The sequence below is a fragment of the Streptomyces sp. NPDC002144 genome, assembly GCF_053593695.1.
The window spans coordinates 15,977-39,880 of sequence record NZ_JBSFDB010000059.1; the positions used below are offsets into that span (position 1 = coordinate 15,977).

The window sequence follows — 23,904 nt, forward strand, 5'->3', positions numbered from 1 at the left end:
TCCTCCTCACTGCCCGCCTCCCGTCTTGGGGACCACCGGAGCGGCGACGAGGTTTTGGACGTAGGAGTCGAACCAGCGGCCGTTTCCGAGGGTGTTGGTGAAGACCCGGACATACGGCGCGAGCAGCTTCACGCTGCGGTCCAGGCTGGACTGGTTGCGTTCGAGCATCTGCACCACCCGGTTCAGGCCCCTGAGGGCGGGCCCGATCTCCTTGTCGTTGTCGTCGACCAGGCCGGAGAGCTCGATGCCGAGCGTGGCCGAGGTCTTCAGCAGCTTGTGGATCGCCGTACGGCGCTTGCTGATCTCCTGGAAAAGGCTGTTGCCGTCCTTGACGAGGGCGGTGAAGTCCTTGGAGCGGTCGGCCAGTACACCGGTGGTGCCGTTCGCGTGGTCGAGGAGTTCACCGAGGGCCTTGTCGCGCGAGGCCACCGTGCGGGAGATCCGCGACAGGCCCTTGATGGAGGCGCGTACCTCGGCGGGCGAGTCCTGGAAGGTCGTGGAGATGGTGTCCAGGGCCTTCGCCAGCTGCCCGGTGTCGACCTTCTCCGAGGTGGTGGTGAGGTCGCTGAAGGCCTGCACGACGTCGTACGCCGCCACCGTGCGCCGCAGCGGGATCTCGCTGCCGGGGCTCAACCGGCCCGGCCCCTTCGGCTGCAGGGCCAGGTACTTCGCGCCGAGGATCGTCTTGACCCGGATCGACGCACCGGTCTCCGTGCCGAAAGCCGGGTCGCCCTTGACCTTGAAGGTCACCTTGACGTGGTCGCCGTCCAGGTCGACATCCTCGACCTTGCCGACCTTCACCCCGGCGATCCGCACCTCGTCGCCGGGCTTGAGACCGCCGGCCTCCGAGAAGGCCGCGCTGTACGTCTTTCCGTCCCCGATGAAGGGGAGGCTGTCGGCGTTGAACGCGGCCACCGTCAGCAGCGCGAGGACGGTGAGGCCCACGGCACCGATGACGACCGGGTTGCGCTCACGGAAGGGGATCAGGCGAGGGCGCCGCAGCCGTATGCGCGGGAGCCTGGGCGGGTCGATGCGGACCTTCATCATCGGCTGACGCTTCGTCTGCGACTTGCCGGGGCGTGATGCTCGCCGGGGAAGCCGTGGTCGAGGCAGCTTCGGCGGGTCGATGCGGACCCTCATCAGGGGTTCCGGCCTGCTGGGGCGAGGTGCTCGACGAGGCAGCCGCAGGGTCGGCAGCTTCGGCGGGTCGATGCGCACCTTCATCAGGGGCTCCGGGCGCTGCTTGCGCGTCACGATCCGCACCTCGCCTTCGCCACGTGCATGTCGGGGCTCAGCACCTGCTTCGTCTTCGGCAGCACGATCCGGCCGTCGAAGTCGCAGAGATAGAAGTTGAACCACGAGCCGTACGACGCGGTCCCCGTCAGTGCGTTGAGCTTGTTCGGCAGCCGCTTCAGCACGCCCTCCACGGTCTTCTCGTTGTCGTTCAGCGTCCCGGTCAGATCGGTCAGTCGGGCGATGTCGGTCTTCAGCGGCGGCCGCGCGTCCGTCAGCAGCCCCGAGGTGGCGTCCGTCAGATCGCCGATGTTCACCAGCGACTCGCCGATCGGCTTGCGGTCGGCGGACAGTCCGGAGATCACCCGCCGCAGCTGCTTGAGCAGCCCGGAGAAGCGGGTGCCGCGCTTGTCCAGCGTCCCCAGCACGGTGTTGAGGTTGTCGATCACCGAGCCGATCAGCTTGTCGCGGTCGGCGAGCGTCGTGGTGAGCGAAGCCGTGTGCACCAGAAGGCTGTTGACGGTGCCGCCCTCGCCCTGCAGCGTCTTGATGATCTCGGTGGCGAGCTGGTTGACGTCCTGCGGGCTGAGCGCGGCGAACAGCGGTTTGAAGCCGTTCAGCAGGGCGTTGAGGTCCAGCGCGGGCTGCGTGCGCTTCAGCGGGATGGTGGCCCCGGGCCTCAGCCGGGTGCCGTCGCCCGCGCCCTCGGTCAGGGCGACGTACCGCTGTCCGACCAGGTTGCGGTAGCGGATGACCGCATGGGTGCTGGTGAGCAGCGGCCGGTCCGCGCCGACGGTGAAGGTGATCTCCGCCAGCGTCCGGTCCTTGATCCGGATGCCCTCGACCTCGCCGACCCGCACCCCGGCGACCCGGATGTCGTCGCCCTTCTCCAGGCCGGTGACATCGCTGAAGACGGCACGGTAGGTGCGCTCGGGGGTGAAGGAGATGTTGACGATGGTGGCGGCCAGCAGAGCCGTCGCCGCGATCGTGACCAGCGCGAAGACGCTGAACTTGACGAGGGGAGCCGCGGTCTGCCGGGCCGGGGTGGTCCTCACGCCACACTCACCGCCGTTCCGCGCGCCATCGGCCCGAACAGCAGCGTCGCGACCGGCGGCACCTCGTCGGCCGGCACGCCCATCACCGGCGACACCAGCGATCCGACGGCCCGCTGCTCGGCCCGGGTGGCGGAGACGCCGGGCAGGGACGAAGTCCGTTGTTTGGAGCCGTCGTTGAGGTGCGTTCCGGGGGACGGTACCTGCGGGCTGGGCAGGTCACGGCAGTTCGGCCCCGAGTGCTCGCCGTAGTGCGGCTCCTCCCCGGGCTGGTACGCGCCCTGCTGCCGTACGACTTCGAGCGTGATGTGCATCCTGCCGCCTCGGAAGGCCTGATCGGAGGCCTGTTCCTCGTGGACCAGGCCGGCCAGGAGGCACGGGTACTCGGGGGAGTAGCGGGCGAAGAGCTCCAGTGTGGGGCGGGAGACCCGGCCGAGGGTGATCAACCGGTCGCCGTTCGCGTCGAGGAAGCCGTCCGCGGTGTCCGCGACCGTCGCCGTCGTGGTGAGCGCGTTCGCGAGCCGGTCCCGTTCCTCGACCAGAGTGCGGCTGGTGGTGACGGTGTTGCGCAGGATCTCCATCAAGTCGGGGGCCGCATCGCCGTACACCTCGGCGACGTCGGCCAGACGGGCGAAGTCCTCGGTCAGAGACGGCAGATGGGGATTGAGGCGGTGCAGATAGGCCTCCACGCGGGTGAGGTTGTCGCCGATCCGGTCGCCGCGGCCCTCGAGGGCGGTTGCGAAAGCGGAGAGCGTGGCGTTGAGCTTGCCGGGCTGCACGGTCCGCAGCAGCGGCAGCAGGTCGTTCATCAGCTGCTGCACCTCGATGCCGACGCGGGTGCGGTCCTGGGTGATGACGTCGCCGGCACGGATGGACCGGGCCGAGGTGTGCGCGGGCGCGACCAGGTCGACGTACTTCTCGCCGAACAGCGTCTTCGGCAGCAGGCGTGCCCGCACGTCGGAGGGGATGTCGGCGACGTACTGGGGTCTGAGCGCGATGTCGAGCGTCGCCTTCGTCCCGTCGGCGTGCACCGAGCGCACCTCGCCGACCAGCAGTCCGCGCAGCTTGACGTCGGCGCGCGGGTCGAGCTGGTTGCCGATGCTGTCGGCCTCCAGCTTGATCCGCACGACCGGGGTGAACGCCTGCCGGTACACCGCGACGGACAGCGACAGCAACAGGGCGAGGACGGCGAGGAACACCACGCCGTACAGCCGCAGTCTCAGCACCCTCATACGGCTCACCCCGCAATCCGTACAGTCGTGTTGGCGCCCCAGATCGCGAGCGACAGGAAGAAGTCGAGGACGTTGATCGCCACGATCGAGGTCCGCACCGCGCGGCCCACCGCGACGCCGACGCCCGCCGGGCCGCCGCTGGCGTAGTAGCCGTAGAAGCAGTGCACGAGGATGATCACAATGGCGAAGACGAGCACCTTGCCGAAGGACCACAGGACATCGACCGGCGGCAGGTACTGGGAGAAGTAGTGGTCGTAGGTGCCGGCCGACTGGCCGTAGTAGCCGGTGGTGATGGTGCGGGCGGCCAGGTACGAGGACAGCAGGCCGATCACATACAGCGGGATCACGGCGACGAAGCCGGCGATCATCCGCGTGGTCACCAGGAACGGCAGCGAGGGCACGCCCATGACCTCCAGGGCGTCGGTCTCCTCGCTGATCCGCATCGCGCCGAGCTGGGCGGTGAAACCCGCGCCGACGGTCGCGGAGAGCGCGAGTCCGGCCACCAGGGGGGCGATCTCCCGCGTGTTGAAGTACGCCGACAGAAACGCCACGAAGTTGGAGGTGCCCAGCTGGTTCAGTGCGGCGTATCCCTGCAGGCCCACCTCCGTTCCGGTGAAGAACGACAGGAACGCGATGACGCCCACCGTGCCGCCCACGACCGCGAGCGCGCCGCGGCCGAAGCTCACCTCGGCGAGCAGCCGCAGGATCTCCTTCTTGTAGCGCCGCAGCGTCCGGCCCGTCCAGGCCAATGAGCGGCCGTAGAAGGAGAGTTGGCGCCCCAGCGCCTCGAGAGTGTCGAACAGCGCCATGCCTCAGCCCCTCTGCGGGACGACTTGGAAGTACACCGCCGTCATCACGAAGTTCGTCACGAACAGCAACATGAAGGTGATCACCACGGACTGGTTCACGGCGTCGCCCACACCCTTCGGGCCGCCCTTCGCGGTAAGCCCCTTGTACGAGGCCACGATCGCCGCGATCGCCCCGAAGACGAGTGCCTTGATCTCGGCCGCCCACAGGTCGGAGAGCTGGGCGAGGGTGGTGAAGGAGGCGAGGTAGGCGCCCGGAGTGCCGTTCTGCAGAACGACGTTGAAGAAGTAGCCGCCGGCGACGCCCACCACGGACACCAGACCGTTGAGCAGGACGGCGACCACCATGGACGCCAGCACCCGCGGCACGACCAGCCGGTGGACGGGGTCGATGCCGAGGACCTGCATCGCGTCGATCTCCTCGCGGATCTTCCGTGCCCCGAGGTCCGCACAGATCGCCGTGCCGCCCGCACCCGCGATCAGCAGCGCGGTGACGATCGGCGAGGCCTCGCGCAGGACGGCGAGGACCGAGGCGGCGCCCGAGAAGGACTGGGCGCCGAGCTGCCGCGTCAGACTGCCGATCTGCAGCGCGATCACGGCGCCGAAGGGAATGGAGACAAGGGCGGTCGGCAGGATGGTGACGCTCGCGATGAACCAGGCCTGCTGAATGAACTCCCGTCCCTGGAACGGCCGTCGGGGCATCGTCCGCACGACGTCCAGCGCCATCGCGAACAGGTTCCCCGACTGCCGCAGCGCACCGGTCGGTGACAGTCTCATAGGTCCGCCACCGCCTTGCGCCGCCGCAACTCCGCTTCTCGCTCGGCGATCGCGTCCCAGCGGGGCGGTCGCAGGATGCCCGGGCCCGGCAGCAGGCGGGGAGTCAGAGCCTGGCTGCCGGGAGTCTGTGTGCCGTTGCCCAGTTGGGCCAGCTCCTGCTCGACCTGGGCGGCGTCCTTCTCCTCCGCCATGCCGATCGGGCCCTGCATACGCCCGTTCAGGAACTGCCGCACGACCGGCTCGTCACTGGTCAGCAGCTCTTCCCGCGGCCCGAACATGACCAGCTCGCGCCGGAACAACAGGCCGATGTTGTCGGGGACCTGGCGGGCAGAGGCGATGTCGTGGGTGACGATCAGGAAGGTCGCGTCGATCTGCGCGTTGAGGTCGACGATGAGCTGGTTGAGATAGGCGACTCGGACGGGATCGAGGCCGGAGTCTGGTTCGTCGAAGAGGATGATCTCGGGGTCGAGGACGAGGGCGCGTGCGAGCCCGGCCCGTTTCCGCATCCCGCCGGATATCTCGCCGGGGAGTTTCGCCTCCGACCCGATCAACCCGACCATGTCCATCTTCTCCAGCACGATGCGGCGGATCTGGCTCTCGGACTTGCGGGTGTGCTCGCGCAGCGGGAACGCGATGTTGTCGTAGAGGCTCATCGAGCCGAACAGTGCGCCGTCCTGGAACAGCACGCCGAACAGCTTCCGCACCTCGTACAACTCGTGCTCGCGCAGCTTCGTGATGTCCCGCCCCGCGATGCGCACGCTGCCGCGGTCCGGCTTCAACAGCCCGACGAGCGTCTTGAGGAACACCGACTTGCCCGTGCCAGAAGGGCCGAGCATGACGGACACCTCCCCGGCGGGCAGCGTCAGCGACACGTCCTGCCAGATGACCTGGTGACCGAAGGACTTGCTCAGCCCTTCCACACAGATCTCGACACCCATCCGGTCCACCTCTCGGCCCGTGGAGCTGCTCCGACATCTGCTCTACGGGGAGGGGCGGGCGGTCCGTCGCTCGGGAGGAGATTTTTTTTCGGGTGGGTCTGCGGGACGGAGTCTGGGTGGGGTCTGAGGGGTCTCGCGGCGGAGATGGGTGGGGTCTGAGGGGCTCCGCGGGTCGGCTCGGGCACGGCCCGCGGGACCGTTCGAGCGGGCCCGCAGGGGCGGTTCGGGTGACCTTGTGCTCTTGATGCAGGCAGGGGTGGCTCGCGGGGCGGATTCAGGCGGGCCGGCGCCCTGTTCCGGGTGGGGCTACGGGACCGACGGGAGCGCGCTCAGGGTGGAGGTCGGCAGTGAGGCGGACGGCACCGCGGGGGTGGGGACAGCGGACTCGACCGGCGTGGTGGGCAGGTCGGGAAGATCCGTCACCGTCGGCAGTCCGGACACCCTGGGCACGCTGGGTACGCCCGGCACCTTCGGGACCGTCGGCGCCGAAACCTGCGGCAGAGGCGGGACCGGCAGCGGTACCACCTGCGTTCCGTCGCTCGGCGACCCGGCCGCCGGGGGAGTGGTCGACGTGGCCGACGGGGCCGGTGCCTGCCGGGCCCGGCCCGTGCCGGTGCTGTCGGTCAGCACCGCTCCCGCGCCGGGCGTCACCGACGGATGCGGAGCCGTCGTGGTGCCGCCGCCCCCGTCCAGTGTGTACGGCAGCACGAACCCCGCCACCGCCAGCGTCGCCGCCGTCGACGCGACCGCTACAGCCTGTGCCTTGCCGCCGGCCTTGAGGCGCCCGCGACCGAGCACGAACAGCACAAAACCGAGGGTCGCGGCCAAAGAGTTACGCAGGGTTCGGCGGGCCCGGGCGAGCAGAGACTCAACGGTGCGGTAGCTCAGTCCCATCTTCACGGCGACCTGGCCGACGTCCAGGTCCTCCGACTTCAGCCACAGCGCCTCCGCCTGCCGGGCGGGCAGCTCACCGCTGCGCACCGCAAGCCACTTCGCCTCCGCCCGGTCGCACACCGCCTCCTCCACCGGCACCGGACCCGGCGCGATCAACCTCGGGCTGACGCGGACCTCGGCCTCGCGGTTGACCTGCCGGTACCGGTCGACGCACAGCCGCATCGTCACCGTCGTCAGCCACGCACCGAGCCGCTCCTCATCGAGATCCGGCCGCTCCGCCGCACGCAACATCGCGTCGTGCACGGCGTCCTCCGCGTCCTCCTGGCTCATCGACCTGCGCCGAGCCACCTTGAGCAACTGCTCGCGGTGGCTCCACATGCGCCGCCAACGCTCGTCGGCGGCGTCCGTCTCCGCAGGCATCTCCGTCGCCATGAGGGCCCCTTCGCGCTCACTCGCCGGTGTCCCGGTCCGGCGGGTTGCGACATTACCGCCGGGTAGCCGTGGTTGTGGAGGGGGAGGAGGCCATCGAATCCGCGCCGTTACTGGTCACAGGCCGGTGCTGGGGAGCACGTCACCGACGGGGAGGTCGATGCTCGGGGTGGGTACGGGGATGACCGGTTCCGCCGTACTCCCGCTCGCCGGGCGGAAGTTGGAGGGGGCTGGCGAGGCGGAGACGGACGGCGTCGGGGCCGGGGAAGGGGTGGTGCTCGGGCGAGGGGACGGTTTCGGTGTCGGCTTGGGCCGCGAGGGCTCGGTGCCCGTCGAAGTTCGTACCGCCGGATCCGCCGTACTCGTCGAACCGTCCGGCACCACCCGATGCCCCTCCAGGAAGTACGCGTACCAGGCCCGCACCGTCCGCAGATACGCCGCCGAGTGGTTGTAGCCGAGGATCGCACGATCCAGCCCGGCGGCCTCGGACAGGTCGCGCCCGGCCGCGCACAGATACCGGCCCGCAGCGAGCGCCGCGTCGAAGACGTTGTCGGGGTCGGACCGCCCGTCGCCGTTCCCGTCCGCACCCCACCGCGCCCACGTCGACGGGATGAACTGCATCGGCCCCACCGCCCGGTCGTACACCGCGTCCCCGTCGTACGCACCACCGTCCGTGTCCCGCACGACGGCGAAGGCACCGCCGTCCAGCCGCGGACCCAGGACCGGCGTCACCGTCGTACCGTCGGAGGTCACCCGCCCACCTCCCGCCTGCCCCGACTCCACCTGACCGATCGCGGCCAGCAACTGCCAGCGCAGCCCGCAGCCGGGAGCGGTGCGGCCGAGCTCGGCCTCGGCGTGCCGGTAGGCGGCGAAGACGGTGGCGGGCACCGCGCCGCCCGTCGCCGCCGATGCCGTGCCCGTGCCCTTGTGCCTGCGTGTGAGCGGTGGAAGATCCGTGCGGTACGGAGTGTCACCGGACACGCTCGGCCCGTGCTCCGCGCTCTGCGGAGCCGGCACGGCGGCCCGCGCCTCGGTCGCCGCCGGCGCCTGCGACGCAGTCAGCGCTGCCAGCGCCGCCGCCGCGACCGCCGTAACCCTGGCACGTCTGCCCCTCTGCTCTGCCACGTCCCGATCCCCTCTCTATGAGCGGTGAGCTGCTCTCGACTGCTCTACGGGGATGGGCGGCACGTCCGTCGGTGCGGAGTGATTGTCAAGATCTGTGGATCTGGACTTGTTGGTGAGAGCGCGAAGAGGGCCAGTGGGACCGGTCGGCCTCACTTCGGTAGTCGTAGGAAGTCCGTGATTCGGGTGACGGTGTCCTCGGCGTTCGTGTGCACGTGACCGGCCATGCCGAGCGTCTCGGCGGTGGCGACGTGCCCCCCTGCGGCGGCGGGGCCGTCGGGCGCTTCCCGGTGGACCGTGGCAAACAGGGCCTGAAACGCTCGGTGGCCACCGAGGGCACCGGCGTGCCGCTCGGCATCGTCCCGGCCGGGGCCAACCGCCACGACTCCCCACTGCTCGTGCCCACTCTCAAGGCCGCCGGCGAGCAGGTCGGCGGGATCCCCGGCCAAGCCAACGTGAACCTGTACTACGGCTAGGACAGCAACAAGACCCGTTGTGCGCTTGAGGAGTTGGGTTTTTCCGGCGAGATCGCCCGCAAGGGTGTTCCCGCCCCGAGCCAGGCCGGCACCTGGCAGGCCGCCGTCGTCGAGCCCAAGATGAAGCAGAACGTCGGCTTCACCGCGCTCAGCCCCGCCGCCGGGCAGCCTCCACTCACCCAGGGCGGCGAGGGGCTCGCCTGGGCCGTGACCTCCAAGTCCAAGCACCCGGACGTGGCCGCCGCCTACATCAACTTCCTCGTCGACCAGCAGGGCATGCAGGCCTCCGCCGACCACGGCAACCTCCCCGCCCTGCCGCCCGCCGACTACAAGCCCGCCGCCGACAGCGTCTACGCCGGTGTCCTCGACGAGTGGAAGGCGGTCAGCCAGAAGGACGGCCTGCTGCCCTACCTCGATTACACCACCCCGACCTTCTACGACACGCTCACCGCCGGCGTACAGGAGCTGACGGCAGGTCAACTGACCCCCGCGAAGTTCACCGACCAACTCCAGTCCGACTACGCCTCGTTCCAGCAGAGCAAGTAAGGCCGTCCCCCATGGCTGTCACCGCACCCCGCCCGACGGCCCGCAACCGCCGGGCCGGCGCCCCCAGTGGGCGTCCGGCCCGGCGCCGCGGCCGCATCCAGTGGAAGGGCTACCTCTACGCCCTGCCCGCCCTGGCCGTCCTCACCGCGTTCCTGCTGGTCCCGCTCGGCCAGCTGGTGCAGATCTCCCACTACCACTGGGACGGCGTGTCCGCCTCCACCTGGGCCGGACTCGCCAACTACACGGAGATCGCCCGCAATCCCCAACTGCGCGCCGGCTTCCTCCACTCCTTCGTCCTCATCCTCTTCTTCGCGGTCTTCCCCATCGTGCTCGCCCTGCTGCTCGCCGCCGTCACCACCCGCGCCTCCCGGCTGCGCGGCGTGTCGTTCTTCCGCGCCGTGATCTTCCTGCCGCAGGTCGTCGCCATGGTCGTCACCGCCACCGCCTGGACGGCCATCTACGCCCCCGACGGCATCCTCAACACCGCCCTGCGAACCTTCGGCCTGAAGGCCGTGACCCGCCCCTGGCTCGGGGACTTCTCCACCGCCCTGCCCGCCGTCGGACTCATCGGGACCTGGCTGGAGATCGGCCTGTGCCTGGTGCTGTTCACCGCGGGCATCGGCCAGATCCCCGCCGAGCTCTACGAGGCCGCCCGGATCGACGGCGCGGGCGTGGTACGGGAGTTCTTCGCCGTCACCCTGCCGGGGCTGCGCGGGCAGATCACGGTGGCGCTCACCCTCACCGTCATCGCCGCGCTGCGCACCTTCGACCTGGTGTATGTCGCCACCCACGGCGGCCCGGGCAACGCCACCAGCCTGCCCGCGTTCGAGGTCTACAACCGGGCCTTCGGCACGGGCCAGGTCGGCTCCGCCTGCGCCATCGCCGTCGTCCTGACCGTGCTGATCCTGATCGTCACCATCCTGATCACCAAGCTCCAGCCGAAGGAGGACGGGACGTGATCTCGGGTCGCGAACGCCTGCTCAACTACGCCGTCCTGACGGTCTTCGCCGTTGTGGCCATGGTCCCGCTGCTCGGTGTGGTGACGTCCGCGCTGACTCCGGCCGCGCAGTCCTCGCCGTCCTTCACCTGGCCGGAGAGCCTGGACTGGGGCAACTTCGCCACCGCGTGGAACGAGGGTCACTTCGCCGCGTATCTGCGCTCCAGCGTGCTGGTCGCGGTGGTGGTGGTCCTGCTGACGGGGGTGCTGGCGATCCTCGCCGGCTTCTCCTTCGCGCACTTCACCTACCCGGGACGGCAGTTGCTGTTCTACGTCACCCTGGTCGGACTGATGGTGCCGCCGGAGGCCTTCGTCATCGGGGCTCTCCTTCGTGGATACCCCCGGCTTCAGCCGGGGGAGGAAACGAAGATGCTGCGGAGCAGGGCAGGAAGAGCCGGTTCGCCGCCGGGGCGGACCGGCGTTTGCCGGCAGCCGGCCGACACCCAGCGCTCACACGGAATCTGATACGGTGTGAGGTATGGCGGAGCAGGTCAAGCGGGCGTTCAAGTACCGCTTCTACCCCACGGACGGGCAGGCGGCGGAGCTGTCGCGCACGTTCGGCTGTGTCCGCCTGGTGTACAACAAGGCGTTGGAGGAGCGCACCCGGGCCTGGTACGGCGAGCAGCGCCGGATCTCCTACGTGCAGTCCTCCGCCGCGCTGACGGAGTGGAAGAAGACCGGGGAACTCGCCTTCCTGGCCGAGGTGTCCTCCGTCCCGCTGCAGCAGGCGCTGCGTCATCTGCAGACGGCGTTCGCCCACTTCTTCGCCAAGCGCGCGAAGTACCCGCGGTACAAGAGCCGGAAGAAGTCCCGGTCGTCGGCCGAGTACACCCGCAGCGCCTTCACCTGGCGCGAGGGACGGCTCACGCTGGCGAAGATGGCGCAGCCCCTGGACATCCGCTGGTCGCGTCCGCTGCCCGAGGGAGCGGTGCCGACCACGGTGACCGTGTCCCGGGATGCGGCGGGACGCTGGTTCGTGTCCCTGCTGTGCGAGGACACCATCACGCCCGCGCCCGCGACCACGAATGCGGTCGGCCTGGACGCCGGGATCACGTCGCTGGTGACCCTGTCCACCGGGGAGAAGATCGCCAACCCCCGGCACGAGCGGCGGGATCGCGCCCGTCTGGCCAGGGCGCAGCGGGAGCTGGCGCGCAAGGCGAAGGGCTCGGCGAACCGGGAGAAAGCCCGTCGGCGCGTCGCCAAGGTGCATGCGCGGATCGCTGACCGGCGCCGGGACTTCCTGCACAAGCTGTCGACTCGACTCGTCCGCGAGAACCAAGTGGTCGTGATCGAGGACCTCACCGTCCGCAATCTGCTGAAGAACGGGCGCCTGGCGCGCGCCATCTCGGATGCGGCCTGGACGGACCTGCGCTCCATGCTGGAGTACAAGTGCGCCTGGTACGGGCGCGACCTCGTCGTGATCGACCGCTACTTCCCCAGCTCCAAGCTGTGCGGGGCCTGCGGCACGGTCGCGGCGAAGCTGCCGCTCAACGTCCGCGCGTGGACGTGCGAGCACTGCGGCGCGGTGCATGACCGCGACGTGAACGCGGCGCGCAACATCCTGGCCGCCGGGCTGGCGGCGTCTGCCTGTGGAGACGGTGTAAGACCTCAACGGGAGTCCTCCCGGACGGGGCGGTCGTCGGTGAAGCAGGAACCCCAGCGGGCGACCGCTGGAATCCCCGCCTTTAGGCGGGGGAGGAAGTCAACCCGCTGTACTTCAACCTGCGCGGCGCCGGACTCACCGACTCCTACTGGGCGCTGATCCTCCCGCAGACCGCCCAGTCCCTCGCCTTCAGCGTTTTCTGGATGCGTAACTCCTTCCGCTCGGTACCGTTCAGCATCATCGAGGCCGCCCGGCTCGACGGCGCCTCGGACTGGCGGATCCTGGTCCCCGTCGGCCGCCCCGCCCTCCTCACCATGGCGATGCTGGTGTTCATGTGGACGTGGAACGAATTCCTGCTGCCGCTGGTGATGATCACCGACGAGAACAAGCGCACCGCCCCGCTGGGTCTGGCGTTCTTCCAGAGCGAGCACACGACGCAGTACTCGCTGCTGGCCGCCGCGTCCATCATCGTCGCCCTACCGGTCGTCGCCCTCTACGTCTTCCTGCAACGGCACTTCATCGCGGGCATGCTCTCCGGTGCGGTCAAGGGGTGACGGACAGTAGTGTGGGCGGTACGACTGACGACACCGCCCGGCGCGGCTCCGCTCCACCACCCACCTCTTGCCGGCCTGGATCGGGGCGGGAACACTCTTGCGGGCGGTCTCGCCGGCAAAGCCCAACTCCTCAAGCGTGCAACGGGTTTTGTTGCTGTCGTAGCCGCGGTCCAGGTTCACGTTGGCTTGGCCGGGGACCCCGCCGACCTGCTCGCCGGCGGCCTTGAGAGTGGGCACGAGCAATGGGGAGTCGTCCGCCTTGGCCACCGGTCCCGCCAGGACCGGGTCATCGGCTCGTGCTGCTCTTCTCGATCGCCGACGACGGCGGAGCCGTCGCCGCGCTCCGGCTGCCTCAGACGGGTTGACGCCGCAGACTGCGCACGGCGAACAGGGCCCTGAGGCGCCCGGACGGAATGCACTGACCCCACGCGACTGACGCACCTGACGCCCGGCCCGCGAACACGCGATGCTGTCCGGTACGAATCGAAGGGGAGGAGTCGCCTTGGGCAGCGTCGCGGGGGCGGAGATCGCCGGGCGGTATCGGCTGGAGGTTCTGCTCGGGCGGGGCGGCATGGGGGAGGTGTGGCGGGCCGTCGATCCGGTGCTGGGCCGCCGGGTCGCGATCAAATTCCTGCCGGCGCATCTGGCCGCCGGCGGTCCGCACATGGAGCGGTTCCGTCGTGAGGCGCGGGTGACCGCCCGATTGCAGCATTCGGGTATCGCGCAGGTCTTCGACTACGGGACGCACGCCGGTCAGCCGTTCCTGGTGATGGAGCTGCTGGACGGCCGGAACCTGGGCGAGGTGATGCGCGAGCACCCGTCGGGCCTGCCGGTGCACAGGGCACTGGACCTGGCTGCGCAGGTCGCCGACGCGCTCTCGTGCGCGCACCGGGCGGACGTCGTCCACCGTGACATCAAGCCCGCCAACCTCATGCTGCTGACCGGAGACCGGGTCAAGGTCTGCGACTTCGGTATTGCGGGAGTCGTCGAGGCCGACTCCGACCTCACCCAGGAGGGCACGGCCATTGGCACGCCCGCCTATATGGCGCCCGAGCAGTGTCTGGGGGAGCGGGTCGACGGGCGTGCCGATCTTTATGCCCTGGGCTGTGTGCTGTTCGTGCTGCTGACGGGGCGGACGCCGTTTCCGGCGGACGGGGACTTCCGGGCTGTGATGCTCCGTCACATACAGACGCCGCCCCCGCCCTTGGTCTCTGTGCGCGCGGACCTTCCGGACGGGATCGGCCGGCTGGTGGCCCGGCTGCTGGTCAAGGATCCCGCCGAGCGTCCGCGCTTCGCGGGGTCCGTCGCCGACCAGCTCAGGGCGCTGCGCGAAGGGCGTGCCCCCGACATGCTCCCGGACCGGACAGCCCCGGTGGGCCGCGTCACGGACCCCACCGGTCCACACCCGGCCGACGCGCCACGCGGCACCACCGTTCCACGGGGGGTTGAGCTGTCCACGTACCACCTCGGGAACCTGGCCGCGGAGGCGACGGAGTTCCACCTGGTCGTCACGGTGACGGACACGACACCCACCCGCGCGGCCGTCGAGGCGGGCACCGCGCCGGCGGTCGTGTTCCTGCTCGGGATGTCCACGGAACTGCCCGAGGAGGACTTCGACGCCGTCAAGACCGCTGTCGCCGCCGCGATCGACGCCCTCGACGACGGCGTCTCGTTCGCGGTGGTGGCGGGCTCCGCGTATGCGCAGACGCTCTATCCCGACTCGCTGCGGCTGGTGACGGCCAACGCAGTGACGAAGGCCGAGGCGCGCGCCGCGCTGGGCCGTCTGAGGCCGATCGAGGCGGCGGCCCTGGGCCGCTGGCTGCGCCTGGCCGACCGGCTGTTCTCCGCCCGCCCCGAGGCGGCGCGCTGCGCGATCCTGCTCACGGACATGCGGGCGGACGCCGAAAGCTCCGAGGAATTCGCCGCCGCTCTCACCTCCTATGCCGAGCGCTTCCCGTGCCACGTCCGCGGCATCGGCCGCAACTGGTCCGTGAGCCAGCTGCGTTCCATCGCCTCCACCACCCTGAGAGGCAGCGTGGACATCGTCGTCCGCCCCGCCGAGGATCTGGCGGAGGACCTGATCAAGATCGTGGAGAGGCTGTCCGGTACGCCGGGCCGCGAGCTCGCGCTGCGGATCACGGCGGCGGGCGGGCAGGTGCGAAGCTTCAGACAGGTCGTCCCGACCGTCGAGGAGGTGACCGACCGCGGCTACCCGACCGGCCCCGACACCGTCGAGTACCCCGTCGAGGCCGGCGCCGGAACCGCCCTCGACCCGGGGCGCGACTATTACGTGCAGTTGCGGGTGCCCGCGGGCCGGCCCGGGGAGGAGACCACCATGGCCGATCTGGAGGTCATCCTGCTGCCGCCCGCCGGTGACGGCCAGGTGCTGGCCCGGCAGTCCGTCAGGGTCGTACGGACCGAGACCGCGCCACCGGCCGACGCCGCCCCGGCTGAGTGACGCCCGCGTCGACGACGTCTACTTGAGCCCGCTCGCAGCGCAGGCCGCCGCGTACTTCGGAGTGCAGATCTCCTCGCTACCGGCCGGGGCTCCCGGCCGCTGACAGAGCCCCGGCCGGGTCATGCAGTCGGCAGCAGGGGGCCGGAGCCTTCCGGCTCCACGGATCCGGGGTCTTCGTCGGGCTGCGCGTGTTCCAGGTCGCCGTGCAGCGTGCCTTTCCTTGGGCCCTCGTAAAAAGAGGCACGAGTCGGTGGCACGGCAGGGCTGGGGACGTGCCCCGTGTTGCGGGACGACTCTTCATCCGCTTTGGGGGATGCAACGGCCGCGCCTCGTGGCGCCGTTGGGACATGTCGCAGGTGTGACACCAGTGGCCAGTGACATGCTCACCGCCACAGCAGATTCTGTCGGACAGCGTGTGATTCCCGGCTGTACGAGAGGTGCTTGGCTGATGGCATGGATCCGCCTGACGGCGGCGATAGCGACAGGATTGCTGCTGGCCGCCGGAGGCGTACCGGCCGCCTCCGCCGGGACGCCCCGGGACACCGCGGCGCGATCGGCCGGCGGCCAGGGCGCGCCGCCCGTGACCGTACGCCTGGTGACCGGCGACCGCGTGACGGTGACGCCGGGGGCCGACGGCCGCCGCGCCGCCTCGGTCCAGCCGGGACCCGGCCGTAAGGGCATCGTCTTCCGCACGTACCAGGAGGACGGCGGTGACCTGACGGTGCTGCCGTCGGACGCCGCGGACCTGGTCTCCGCCGGGACGCTGGACCGGCGCCTGTTCGACGTCTCCGCCCTCATCGCCCAGGGCTACGACGAGGCCGGCACCTCGACGCTGCCGCTGATCGTCTCCGCCTCCCCGCGCGGCGGCGTCGCCCGGACGACCGCGAAGAGCGAGAAGGCCGCGGCCGACGTCGCGGACCGGGTCGCCGCGTTCAACGAGGGATCGGCCCCGGTGCGGACCCTCGCCAGTATCGGAGCGCGGTCGCTGCGCGTCGCGGACGACGACCTCGGCGCCTTCTGGAAGGCATTGAACCCGGGCGACGCCGAGGGCACCGCGCGCGCCGCCGCGACCCCGCGGGTGTGGCTGGACGGCCGGGTCGCGCCGGTGTTGGACCGCAGCACGGCGCAGATCAACGCGCCGGCGGCGTGGAAGGCCGGGTACGAGGGCCAGGGCGTGAAGGTGGCCGTGCTGGACACCGGCGTGGACGCCGCCCACCCCGATCTGGCGGGCCGGATCGCGGAGGCGAAGGACTTCTCGGGCAGCGGGAACACCGCGGACCACTTCGGGCACGGCACACACGTGGCGTCGATCGTCGGCGGTACGGGCGCGGCGTCCTCCGGATCCCGCAAGGGCGTGGCGCCGAAGGCGGAGCTGCTGATCGGCAAGGTGCTCGGTGACGACGGCTACGGTTCGGAGTCGCAGGTCATCGACGGCATGGAGTGGGCGGCCGCCGAGCACGCCAAGGTCGTCAACATGAGCCTTGGCTCCGACGAGCCGACCGACGGCACCGACCCGATGAGCCAGGCCCTCAACACGCTGTCCGCCACCTGCGACACCCTTTTCGTCGTCGCGGCGGGCAACGCGGGCCAGAGCGGGGACTCCACGATCGGTTCGCCCGGTGCGGCCGACGCCGCGCTGACGGTGGGCGCCGTGGACCGCGACGACGTGCTCGCCTCCTTCTCCAGCCGCGGTCCGCGCCTCGGCGACAAGGCCGTCAAGCCCGACGTGACCGCCCCCGGAGTCGGCATCGTCGCCGCGCGCGCCTCCGGCACCACCATGGGCGATCCGGTCGACGCGAACTACACGGCGGCGTCCGGCACCTCGATGGCGACCCCGCACGTGGCGGGCGCCGTCGCCCTGATCGCCCAGCAGCACCCCGGCTGGACCGGCCAGCAGTTGAAGGACGCGCTGATCAGCACCGCGCACTCCGTGCCGGGCACGAAGGTGACCGAGCAGGGCGGCGGCCGGATCGACGTCGCAGCGGCCATGGGGGCGGTCACGGCCACCGGCAGCGCGCTGCTGCCCGCCGTCCAGGTGGGCGGCGACAAGCAGCAGTCGGCGACCCTGCACTACACCAACACCGGTGACAAGGCAGTGGACCTGAAGCTGAGCGTGGCCCTGGCCAACTCCGACGGCGTGGCCCTGACGGCCGGTGTCGTCACGACCGGCGCGAGCACCGTCCACCTCGCCCCCGGCGCCTCCGCCGACGTGCCGCTGAGCACCGACGCGAAGAACGCCAAGCACGGCGCCTACTACGGCTACGCCACCGCGACCGGCGCGAACGGCACCGTCCTCGCCCACACCACGCTCTCCCTGGTCGTGCACGCGCCGCAGCACCGGCTCACCGTGATCGCCCGCGACCGCGCGGGCAAGGTGCTGCCGGGCTGGCTGCCGACGATCTGGGGCCAGGACGGCTTCGTCTCGTACACCAGCGCCGACCCGGCGGTGGCCGTCGTCGAGGAGGGCACCTACCAGGTCGACTTCAGCACTCTGGACAACGCCTCGGACGGCCAGGAACTGGTCGAGGTGATCAACCCGCAGGTGAAGGTCTCCAAGGACACCACGGTGACGCTGGACGCCTCCAAGGTCACCCAGGTGCAGATCCGCACGCCCGAGCCCGCTGAGCAGCGCGGGATCCTCAGCTACCAGACGTACCGGCGCATCGAGGGTCACGGCCTGATCCAGGGCGTGATGTTCTTCGACATCGCCAAGCGCATCTACGTCAGCCCGACCGCGCAGGTCACCGACGGCACCTTCGAGTTCGCCTCGCGCTGGCAGATGACGGCCCCGCAGTTGCGGGCGAAGGTGTCCGGCACCTCGGCGCCCTTCGTCCCGTACTACCTGCCGGCCTCTCCGGTCTTCGACGACAAGGGCGTCCGGCTGACCGCGGTGGACGCCGGAGCGGGCACCGCCGCGGACCTCAAGGCCGCCCACGTGCGCGGGAAGCTCGCTGTCGTCCGCTACGACTTCGGCGACGACGCCGAGCTCGCGAAGGCCGCCGCGGACGCCGGGGCCAAGGCGCTGATGCTCGTCATGCCCGAGGGCTTCTTCCCCTGGACGCGCTGGCAGCCGGAGGGCGACCGCCTCGCGCTGCCGATCATGCGCGCCGGCGCGACGGAGGGCACCGACCTGCTCAACCGCGCCGGTAAGCGCACCACCACGGTGGACTTCTCCGGCACGGTGAAGAGCCCCTACCTGTACGACGTGATGCAGGTGTCCCAGCAGCGTGTTCCCGAGAAGCTGGTGTACACGGTCAGCGAACGCAACAGCGCGGTGGTGAAGGCTTCCTACACCCGCACCGGCGCCTCGGCCTGGGCCAGCGAGCAGCGTTTCGGCTGGCGCCCCTACCAGGAGTTCGCCTGGAACCAGTACACCCGTGACGTGCCGGTGGGACAGCAGCGCACCGAGTACGTGACGGCCGGTGACACGTTGTGGCGCCACACCGTGCACCACGACACCGTCATGGACCGCGACCTCGAGCTGGGCGTCGGCATGCGGGACGCCGCCCACACCTACCGGCCCGGACAGCACGCCGCGGAGAAGTGGTTCGCGGGGCCGGTGCGCCCGTCGATCCCGCACGGTGTGACGGGCTGGCCCGGCTCGGTGCGCAACGGCGACACCCTGTCCCTGCACATCCCGGAATTCACCGACTCCCAAGCCGGCCACTGGTCGTTCGCGGAGGCCAGCTCACTGGGTGGCGGCGTGGGCACCGGTGCCGCGGTGTCCGCGGTGGGCGACCCGAACGACCTGGCCCACGCCGAGGTGTACCGCAACGGCCGGCTCGTGGCGCAGTCCGACACCGGGGCCTGGGGCGGATTCGAGGTGCCCGCGGGCAAGGCCGGCTACCGGCTGGACCTCACCACCGCCCGTACCTCCGCCGACTGGCAGTTCGGCACCGGCACCAGGACGTCCTGGACGTTCGCCTCGGACACCGCGGCGACGGCCACGCTGCTGCCGCTGCTCCAGGTCGACTACAGCGCGCCGGTGGACCTCCGCAACGTGGTGGGTCCGCGCCGGTCGCACACGCTGGGGCTGACCGTACGGATGCCGGACGGCCTGGCCGCCCCGCGCGGGGTCACGCTCAAGGTCGAGGCGTCGTACGACGACGGCCGTACCTGGCACACCGCGCACACCGCCCGTACGGCGCGGCACGGCGGTACACGGTTCACCGCCGCGGTCGAACGGCCGTCGGGCGTGCGCGGGGACGCGTACGTCAGCCTGCGGGTGACCGCGGTGGACGCCGCGGGCAACAGCGTGCGGCAGACCGTCGACCGCGCCTACCTGCACCACGGCCCCTCCTCGGGGTGGTGACGTCGACCCGGCCGAGTGGCTGAATGACGGCGGGTGCCCGGGCAAAAGCCCCGGCACCCGCCGTTGCTTGCCCGGTGGTGGCTCGCGGTGCACACTTCAACGGGCCGTTCCGCTGCTCGGGGCCGGCCGCGGCGAGGGAGGGGCACGGCATGCTGGAGGCGGCAGGTCTCACGGCGATCGAGGAGACGGTCTACCGGCTCCTGGTCGGGACCGCGACCGCGTCGGCCCAGGAGGTCGCCGACCGGACCGGGCTCCCGCGCGACTCCGCCGAGGCCGTCCTCGCGGCCCTGCGCGGCAAGGGACTCGCCAGCCCCACCGACCGCGATCCGCTGCACTACGCCGCCGTACCGCCCGACGTGGCGCTGCTGCCGCGGTTGCAGCGCAACGCCGACGCGCTGGACAAGGCCCGTACCGCCGTCACCGACCTCCTCGACAGCTACCGCAGCACGCGCCGCAGGCACGACCCCGGCCAGCTCATCGAGGTCATCACTGGAGCGGAGGCGCTGCGCCAGCACCTGCGGCAGATGCAGGACAATGCGCGCCACGAGATGCTCTGGTTCTGCAAGGCGCAGTACGTGGCGATGCCCTCGGGCAGCAACCGCGCCGAGTACGACGCCCTCGCCCGCGGGGTGCGCTATCGCGTCCTGTACGAGCAGGCCTTCTTCGACGACGAGGGCGCCGTCGACAACGTCGTGGAAGGTGTGCGCGCCGGTGAGGTGGCCCGGTCGGTTCCGCACCTGCCGCTGCGCCTGGCCGTGGCCGACCGCGCCATCGCCATCTGCCCGCTGGTCCCCGGTGGGCCCCAGGGCAGTCCCCAGGTGGCGACGGCCGCGCTGGTGCGAGGCAGCAGCCTGTTGGAGGCGCTCATCTCGCTCTTCGAGCGCTACTGGGAGACCGCGGTCCCGCTGAACGTCAGCGCCTCCGGCGGGGTGGAGGGCAGCGACGGGGTCGTCGACGCCGACCCGCTGACCGAGACCGACCGTCGGCTGCTCTCGCTGCTCGTGGCGGGTGTCGCCGACAAGGCCATCGCGAGTCAGATGGGTTTGAGCAGGCGCACCGTGCAGCGCCACATCCAGCACATGATGACACTCGCCGGCGCCGACACGCGGATGCAGCTCGCCTGGCAGGCCGCTCGCCGCGGCTGGCTCTGAATCCCACCGCTCCCAGGTGAACTGACTGCTCGTCAGTCCTGGTGGGTCACCGTCCGGTGCGGGGAAGGCCGGGCATCGACCGTGGCCGGCGGTGGCGGTGTCGGTCGCGGTCTGGGACTCCGAGACTGCCTTGGTCGTGGAGTTGTCGGTCGGCAGGTAGGTGCTGGACACGTGCCAGGTCGTCGCCGAGTCCACCTTCGCGAACGTTGTGGTCGTACCCTCGGCGTCCTTCAGCGTGAACCAACCGGTCAGCGAACCGGTCAGCGTCAGGTCTGCCGCACCGGGCTCGGGCTTCCAGCCGCCACCTGAGGTAGCGGTGCCCGCTGGAAGGGGGGGCGGTTGCAGAAACTGCGTGGATACACGAGTAACCGATGGGCTGTAACCGGCGGTTGGAAGGCTTCCCGGGTCGTTCAAGATCGACGAAGGGAGTCCTCACGCCATGGCACAGCCTCACAGCCGGACCACCACCAGTCGGCGTTCGTTCTTGCGTAATGTCGGTCTCAGCAGCGGTGCCGGTGCCATGTTCGCCACCATGGGCGCCCTGGGCCTCGCCCCGACCGCACAGGCGGCGCAGCACGAAGAGCCGTTCCGTGCCCTCAGGGCGGGCGACTTCACCCTCACCGGTCGCAGTGCTGCCAAGGTCGTCGTCCTGGGCGGCGGCATTGCCGGGTTGACCACCGCGTACGAACTCGGCAAGGCCGGCTACGACTGTACGGTCCTGGAGGCCAGAGACCGCACCGGCGGCCGCAACTTCACCGTACGCGGCGGTGATTCCACCACCGACCTGTACGGCAACCGGCAGAGGGCCCGCTTCGCCGAGGGCCACTACATGAACGCCGGGCCCGCCCGCATCCCGCAGTGGATGGTCACCCTCGACTACTGCCGTGAACTCGGCGTTCCCATCGAGGTGTTCACCAACGTCAACGCCGACGCCTACCTCTTCAACGAGTCGGCCGGCATGACGAAGCCCGTGCGGTACCGGACCGCGAAAGCCGATGTCTACGGCTACGTCTCCGAACTGCTCGCCAAGGCCACCAACAAGGGCGCGCTCGACAAGGAGTTGACGGCCGACGACCAGGAACGGCTCGTCGACTTCCTCCAGGACTGGGGGGAACTGGGCGACAAGCTGACGTACGAGGGCGGTGAACGCCGCGGATACTCCGCCGTCCCGGCAGCCGCCGGCACTCCAGGCGTCCTGCTCGGCGATCTCCCGACCGCCTCCCAGGTCTTCGCCAGCGGCGTCGGCCGCTACTTCTCCTTCGAGTTCGGCTTCGACCAGGCCATGCTGATGTTCCAGCCGGTCGGCGGAATGGACCAGATACCGAGAGCGCTGACCAGGGCCGTCGGCGCTGATCGCATCCGTACCGGGGCGGCCGTCAGGAAGATCATCGACAACGGGAGCGGCGTCAGGGTCACCTACACCCAGGGCGGCCGTACGAAGGTCGTCGAGGCCGACTACTGCGTCGCCGCCCTGCCGCCCAACATCCTCGCCAAGATCCCGCACAACCTGGGCTCCGGCGTGCAGAGCGCGCTGGAGGCCATCACCCCCTTGTCCGCGGCCAAGATCGGCCTGGAGTACCGCTCCCGCTGGTGGGAACTGGACCACAACATCTATGGCGGCATCACCGAGACCGACCAGGACGTCGTGCACATCTGGCACCCCTCGTACGGCTTCCACGGCGAGCGCGGCATCATGATCGGCTACTACAACTACGGCGACGACGCCGACTCGTACGCCAAGCTCGCCCCCAAGGAACGCGAGAAGCGCGCGGTGGCCGCCGGCGTGAAGATCTACGGCGAGAAGTACCGCACAGAGCTCGTCTCCTCCTTCTCCCACCACTGGCGCCAGACACCCCACCTGGAGGCCGCCTGGCACGACACGCCCGGCGGGCCCGACGCCCCGCGCTACAAGCCGCTGAACGAGCCCTCCGGGCGGGTCCACTTCGCCGGTGACTGGCTCAGCTACACCGACGCCTGGCAGCACGGCGCGTTCACCTCGGCCCGCAAGGCCGTGACCGCCCTGCACACGCGTGTGCTGTCGGAATAGCACAGACACACAGACAAAGGCGAAAAAAGGCAGCTGTTCAGGGGCGTGAGCGGGATTGCTCACGCCCCTGAACCGCGTTGTGCAGGAGGAACACTGGACGAGCGGTCACAGTGCCAGGCCGTCGCCAAGTGGCGGGCGTCAGACGGCGGATGCGCAGCCGGGCGTCCTCGGTGATAACCAGCTCGAACACGAAGTGGACGTGGTCTCCGCCCAGCAGCCGGGTCCGGTCCGCCGGAATCCGATCGGCTCCTGGAGGACCGGTCGGCGCCACGCCGGCTTCGCTGCTCTCAGCCGGGCCGCTCGGCCGTCAGCCGTCCTCCCAGTTCCCGCGCCCGGCGCACGAACACCTCATGCAGATCCTGCGCCGCCTGCGGCACGGACTCGGCCTTGCGTCGCTGCAGCATCAGCAGCACCCGGGTCATGTCCCCGGCGATCGGCCGGTAGGTGATCGTGCCCAGCCTCTCCAGCGGATCCCCGATGACGCTGAAGTCCGGCAGGACCGTCACCCCGAGGCCCTCGGCAACCATCAGCTTGCCCATCTCGGCGCCGTCGGTGGAGTACGAGAAGGATGGGCTGCGGCCCCCCAGGAGCCGGTGGACATAGCGGTGCATCACATAGCCGGAGCGCATGGCGATCACCGGCTGGGCGAGCAGGTCGTCCGCCGACACCGCCGGCAGGGACGCGAGCGGACTGTCGGGGCGCAGGCACACCACTGGCCGGCCGTGCAGCAACTGCGTGGATTCGAAGCCGGCGGGCATGTCGTCGCCGTCCAGGTGGTTGACGAGGCCCAGATCGAAACCACCCTCCGACAGCCCCCGGTTGATGTCGGTCTGCTGGGCGGCGACCACCTCGACCTGGGTGGCCGGATGCGCGGCGCGGAAGTCCCTCACCACCGGAACCAGGAGCGGAACGGTCGCGGCGTTCACCGTGCCCACCCGCATCATGCGGCTGATGCGGTGCCGTTCACCGGCCGCGCTCCGCAACCGGTCCACCGCCTCCAGCACGTTGATGATGTGCGGCAGCAACTCCCGGCCCTCCGTGCTCATCGTCGCCCCGGTCCGTTTGCGCTCCAGGAGATCGACTCCCAGTTCCCGTTCCAGATTCCTGACGGTCTCGCTCAGCGCGGGCTGCGAAAGGCGCATTTCCTCCGCGGCCCTGCGTAGGGAGCCGAGTCTGGTCACGGCCGCGATGTACTCCAGCTGTTCTGTCCGCATGAGCACAGCATTTTTCGACCGGCTGCAGTCGTGCAAGGGTTTCCCTGTGACACCCTCGTGAAA

General features: G+C 70.3%; 16 protein-coding genes and 3 pseudogenes. 9 read left to right on the forward strand and 10 right to left on the reverse strand.

All coding sequences use genetic code 11. From position 1 onward, the window contains the following. Positions 1–6 precede the first annotated feature (6 nt). The 8 genes from ACWCQ1_RS44690 to ACWCQ1_RS44725 form a co-directional block, all read right to left on the reverse strand. Positions 7–987: an MCE family protein gene (locus tag ACWCQ1_RS44690; RefSeq protein ID WP_451029202.1), complete on the reverse strand. Its 981-nt coding sequence runs from the start codon at positions 985–987 to the stop codon at positions 7–9. A gap of 263 nt (positions 988–1,250) precedes the next feature. After that, positions 1,251–2,288, reverse strand: coding sequence for an MlaD family protein (locus ACWCQ1_RS44695; protein ID WP_133042208.1), 1,038 nt, complete (start codon positions 2,286–2,288; stop codon positions 1,251–1,253). Continuing rightward, positions 2,285–3,517 carry an MCE family protein gene (locus tag ACWCQ1_RS44700; RefSeq protein WP_133042207.1) on the reverse strand — a complete coding sequence of 411 codons (1,233 nt, stop codon included), beginning with the start codon at positions 3,515–3,517 and terminating at the stop codon, positions 2,285–2,287. Before ACWCQ1_RS44700 ends, ACWCQ1_RS44695 begins: the two co-directional genes overlap by 4 nt. A 5-nt stretch (positions 3,518–3,522) precedes the next feature. Then, positions 3,523–4,326 (reverse strand): ABC transporter permease, encoded by an 804-nt coding sequence (locus tag ACWCQ1_RS44705; RefSeq protein ID WP_133042206.1) that lies wholly within the window; start codon positions 4,324–4,326, stop codon positions 3,523–3,525. A gap of 3 nt (positions 4,327–4,329) precedes the next feature. Next, the gene (locus ACWCQ1_RS44710; RefSeq protein WP_133042205.1) at positions 4,330–5,100 is read right to left on the reverse strand and encodes an MlaE family ABC transporter permease; all 771 of its coding nucleotides are present in this window, start codon (positions 5,098–5,100) and stop codon (positions 4,330–4,332) included. Beyond that, complete coding sequence (locus ACWCQ1_RS44715; RefSeq protein WP_133042204.1) at positions 5,097–6,038, reverse strand: ABC transporter ATP-binding protein; 942 nt, start codon at positions 6,036–6,038, stop codon at positions 5,097–5,099. The genes ACWCQ1_RS44710 and ACWCQ1_RS44715 overlap by 4 nt, the downstream gene beginning before the upstream one ends. A gap of 306 nt (positions 6,039–6,344) precedes the next feature. After that, complete coding sequence (locus ACWCQ1_RS44720) at positions 6,345–7,364, reverse strand: sigma-70 family RNA polymerase sigma factor (protein ID WP_451029184.1); 1,020 nt, start codon at positions 7,362–7,364, stop codon at positions 6,345–6,347. A gap of 114 nt (positions 7,365–7,478) precedes the next feature. Next, positions 7,479–8,486, reverse strand: a complete 1,008-nt coding sequence (locus ACWCQ1_RS44725; protein ID WP_451029185.1) for a lytic murein transglycosylase — start codon at positions 8,484–8,486, stop codon at positions 7,479–7,481. Between the two features lie 254 nt (positions 8,487–8,740). Between ACWCQ1_RS44725 and ACWCQ1_RS44730 the strand changes: the two are divergent. From ACWCQ1_RS44730 to ACWCQ1_RS44750, 5 genes and pseudogenes are all read left to right on the forward strand, one after another. Continuing rightward, positions 8,741–9,049, forward strand: a pseudogene (locus ACWCQ1_RS44730) (IS5/IS1182 family transposase); the annotation flags it as partial. A gap of 467 nt (positions 9,050–9,516) precedes the next feature. After that, the gene (locus tag ACWCQ1_RS44735) at positions 9,517–10,464 is read left to right on the forward strand and encodes a carbohydrate ABC transporter permease (protein ID WP_451029186.1); all 948 of its coding nucleotides are present in this window, start codon (positions 9,517–9,519) and stop codon (positions 10,462–10,464) included. Next, entirely contained in the window at positions 10,461–10,967 is a 507-nt protein-coding gene (locus ACWCQ1_RS44740) for a hypothetical protein (protein ID WP_451029187.1), read from the forward strand. The genes ACWCQ1_RS44735 and ACWCQ1_RS44740 overlap by 4 nt, the downstream gene beginning before the upstream one ends. A 13-nt stretch (positions 10,968–10,980) precedes the next feature. Then, complete coding sequence (locus ACWCQ1_RS44745) at positions 10,981–12,264, forward strand: RNA-guided endonuclease InsQ/TnpB family protein (protein ID WP_451029188.1); 1,284 nt, start codon at positions 10,981–10,983, stop codon at positions 12,262–12,264. Further along, positions 12,204–12,659: pseudogene (locus ACWCQ1_RS44750) on the forward strand (carbohydrate ABC transporter permease); the annotation flags it as partial. The gene ACWCQ1_RS44745 and the pseudogene ACWCQ1_RS44750, both read left to right, overlap by 61 nt. A 39-nt stretch (positions 12,660–12,698) precedes the next feature. Here ACWCQ1_RS44750 and ACWCQ1_RS44755 read toward each other — a convergent pair. Next, positions 12,699–12,923, reverse strand: a pseudogene (locus ACWCQ1_RS44755) (IS5/IS1182 family transposase); the annotation flags it as partial. A gap of 238 nt (positions 12,924–13,161) precedes the next feature. Here ACWCQ1_RS44755 and ACWCQ1_RS44760 point away from each other — a divergent pair. From ACWCQ1_RS44760 to ACWCQ1_RS44775, 4 genes are all read left to right on the forward strand, one after another. Further along, a complete protein-coding gene (locus ACWCQ1_RS44760) occupies positions 13,162–15,117 on the forward strand; it encodes a protein kinase domain-containing protein (protein ID WP_451029189.1) in 1,956 nt (651 codons plus the stop codon). A gap of 448 nt (positions 15,118–15,565) precedes the next feature. Further along, positions 15,566–19,429: a S8 family peptidase gene (locus ACWCQ1_RS44765; RefSeq protein ID WP_451029190.1), complete on the forward strand. Its 3,864-nt coding sequence runs from the start codon at positions 15,566–15,568 to the stop codon at positions 19,427–19,429. Positions 19,430–19,578: 149 nt separating this feature from the next. After that, positions 19,579–20,580: a helix-turn-helix domain-containing protein gene (locus ACWCQ1_RS44770; RefSeq protein ID WP_451029191.1), complete on the forward strand. Its 1,002-nt coding sequence runs from the start codon at positions 19,579–19,581 to the stop codon at positions 20,578–20,580. A 520-nt stretch (positions 20,581–21,100) separates the two neighbouring features. Then, complete coding sequence (locus tag ACWCQ1_RS44775; RefSeq protein ID WP_451029192.1) at positions 21,101–22,627, forward strand: flavin monoamine oxidase family protein; 1,527 nt, start codon at positions 21,101–21,103, stop codon at positions 22,625–22,627. Positions 22,628–22,914: 287 nt separating this feature from the next. On the opposite strand, the gene ACWCQ1_RS44780 is transcribed toward ACWCQ1_RS44775, so the two are convergent. Continuing rightward, positions 22,915–23,841, reverse strand: coding sequence for a LysR family transcriptional regulator (locus tag ACWCQ1_RS44780; RefSeq protein WP_451029193.1), 927 nt, complete (start codon positions 23,839–23,841; stop codon positions 22,915–22,917). Between the last annotated feature and the right edge of the window lie 63 nt (positions 23,842–23,904).

Bases quoted from the DNA above. Each gene is read 5' to 3' on its own strand.
- ACWCQ1_RS44745 (WP_451029188.1), top strand. From the start codon at position 10,981: ATGGCGGAGCAGGTCAAGCGGGCGTTCAAGTACCGCTTCTACCCCACG.
- ACWCQ1_RS44735 (WP_451029186.1), top strand. From the start codon at position 9,517: ATGGCTGTCACCGCACCCCGCCCGACGGCCCGCAACCGCCGGGCCGGC.
- ACWCQ1_RS44720 (WP_451029184.1), bottom strand. From the start codon at position 7,364: ATGGCGACGGAGATGCCTGCGGAGACGGACGCCGCCGACGAGCGTTGG.
- ACWCQ1_RS44775 (WP_451029192.1), top strand. From the start codon at position 21,101: ATGTTCGCCACCATGGGCGCCCTGGGCCTCGCCCCGACCGCACAGGCG.
- ACWCQ1_RS44705 (WP_133042206.1), bottom strand. From the start codon at position 4,326: ATGGCGCTGTTCGACACTCTCGAGGCGCTGGGGCGCCAACTCTCCTTC.
- ACWCQ1_RS44715 (WP_133042204.1), bottom strand. From the start codon at position 6,038: ATGGGTGTCGAGATCTGTGTGGAAGGGCTGAGCAAGTCCTTCGGTCAC.
- ACWCQ1_RS44710 (WP_133042205.1), bottom strand. From the start codon at position 5,100: ATGAGACTGTCACCGACCGGTGCGCTGCGGCAGTCGGGGAACCTGTTC.
- ACWCQ1_RS44780 (WP_451029193.1), bottom strand. From the start codon at position 23,841: ATGCGGACAGAACAGCTGGAGTACATCGCGGCCGTGACCAGACTCGGC.
- ACWCQ1_RS44765 (WP_451029190.1), top strand. From the start codon at position 15,566: ATGGCATGGATCCGCCTGACGGCGGCGATAGCGACAGGATTGCTGCTG.
- ACWCQ1_RS44700 (WP_133042207.1), bottom strand. From the start codon at position 3,517: ATGAGGGTGCTGAGACTGCGGCTGTACGGCGTGGTGTTCCTCGCCGTC.
- ACWCQ1_RS44770 (WP_451029191.1), top strand. From the start codon at position 19,579: ATGCTGGAGGCGGCAGGTCTCACGGCGATCGAGGAGACGGTCTACCGG.